Genomic DNA, 1485 nt, shown 5'->3' on the forward strand with positions numbered 1-1485 from the left:
GCCACCGTCAGGCAGGCGACCTGACCGATCTGGTAGGATTTTCCATTGGCCAGGCATTCCTGGTCGGCAAATGCCGTACCAGGAACGGCCATGGCAAATGCCAGGCCAATGGGACAAAGATGAAATCGTGTGCTCATGGAACCCCAGCCGCCATGCTGGTCTGCAATGAACGGCGCGAAATGTGGCGATATGAGGGTTCAGCGCAGACGGGCCCGGCGAGGTTCTCTCAAGCCGGCTGAAGCGCGAGATCGATCGCCACCGGGACATGGTCGGACGGTTTTTCCCAAGCGCGCACATGCTTTTCGATAGAGGCCGATGAGAATCGGTTGGCGGCTTCCGGCGACAAAAGCAGGTGGTCGATACGGATGCCGTTGTTCTTCTGCCAGGCGCCGGCCTGATAGTCCCAGAACGTATAGGTGTCGCGCGCGTCGGTGACCGCGCGCACCGCCTCGGTGAAACCAAGATTGAGCAGCCGACGGAAGGCCTGTCGCGTCTGCGGCTGGAACAGGGCGTCGCCCAGCCAGTTCTCCGGAAACCGCGCGTCGATCGGCTCGGGAATGACGTTGTAGTCGCCGGCGAGCACCAGAGCCTCCTCAAGTCTCAGCCGTTCTTCGGCCCAGCGCTCAAGCCGCGCCATCCAGGACAGCTTGTAAGGAAACTTCTTCTCGTCATCGATCGGATTGCCGTTCGGCAGATAGAGCGAGGCAACGCGCAAGGCGCCCTTGTCGGTTGAGAAAACGCCTTCGATGAAACGCGCCTGTTCATCGGCATCGTCGCCGGGCAGGCCCCTGATCACCTCGTCGAAGCGCAGCTTCGACAACAGCGCGACGCCGTTGAAACCCTTTTGGCCATGGGTTTCGACATTGTAGCCAAGCGCCTCGATCTCGGCGCGCGGGAACTGCTCGTCGACCGTCTTGATCTCCTGCAGGCAGACGATGTCGGGTGCGCTCTCGGTCAGCCAATGGGTCAGGTTGCCGATGCGGGCGCGGACACCGTTGATGTTCCAGGTGACGATTTTCATGGCGGTCTCGATGCTGTTCAGTTGGGCTCTTGCGGCGGATGGCGTTCGACGAGGCCGATCGTATTGCCAGCCGGGTCCTTTAGGAAGGCCATCCATTCGCTTTCCCCCGCTGGACCGAACTGGCCGTCCGTGTCGCGATGGACAAGCGTTGGCGGCGCGGTGAAGGGCACGCCGGCGGCAGCAGCCGAGGCATGGAACTGATCAAGGCCCGATATGTCGAGATAGACGGTTCCGGCCGGTACGCCGTCGGTGAACAGCAGCCTGATTTCTCCGGCCATGATGAAGGCGATGCCCGGCGGATCGAAGCGTGCATGGACGGCCATGCCGAGCACGTCGCGCCAGAAAGCCAGCGTCACGTCGAGGTCACGGCCAGCCGACAGCGCGATCTGACGGACCGCACCGATGGCAGGCATTCTATATGGAGAAACTCGTGCCGCAGCCGCAGGAGGCGACGGCGTTCGGAC

At 62.3% G+C, this 1485-nt stretch carries 2 protein-coding genes; both read right to left on the minus strand.

Going from position 1 to position 1485, the window contains the following annotated elements:
• Nucleotides 1-226: 226 nt before the first annotated feature.
• Nucleotides 227-1021 (minus strand): exodeoxyribonuclease III, encoded by a 795-nt coding sequence (gene xth, locus EN991_RS35900; RefSeq protein WP_013531286.1) that lies wholly within the window; start codon nucleotides 1019-1021, stop codon nucleotides 227-229.
• A gap of 17 nt (nucleotides 1022-1038) precedes the next feature.
• Complete coding sequence (locus EN991_RS35905) at nucleotides 1039-1434, minus strand: VOC family protein (RefSeq protein ID WP_013531287.1); 396 nt, start codon at nucleotides 1432-1434, stop codon at nucleotides 1039-1041.
• Nucleotides 1435-1485: the final 51 nt, after the last annotated feature.

This window comes from Mesorhizobium sp. M7A.F.Ca.US.005.03.2.1, from assembly GCF_003997795.1.
In the GTDB taxonomy this organism is placed as follows: Bacteria; Pseudomonadota; Alphaproteobacteria; order Rhizobiales; family Rhizobiaceae; genus Mesorhizobium; species Mesorhizobium ciceri.

Excerpts from the sequence above, each read along its gene's own strand:
- EN991_RS35905 (WP_013531287.1), bottom strand. The coding sequence starts at position 1,434 with ATGCCTGCCATCGGTGCGGTCCGTCAGATCGCGCTGTCGGCTGGCCGT.
- xth (WP_013531286.1), bottom strand. The coding sequence starts at position 1,021 with ATGAAAATCGTCACCTGGAACATCAACGGTGTCCGCGCCCGCATCGGC.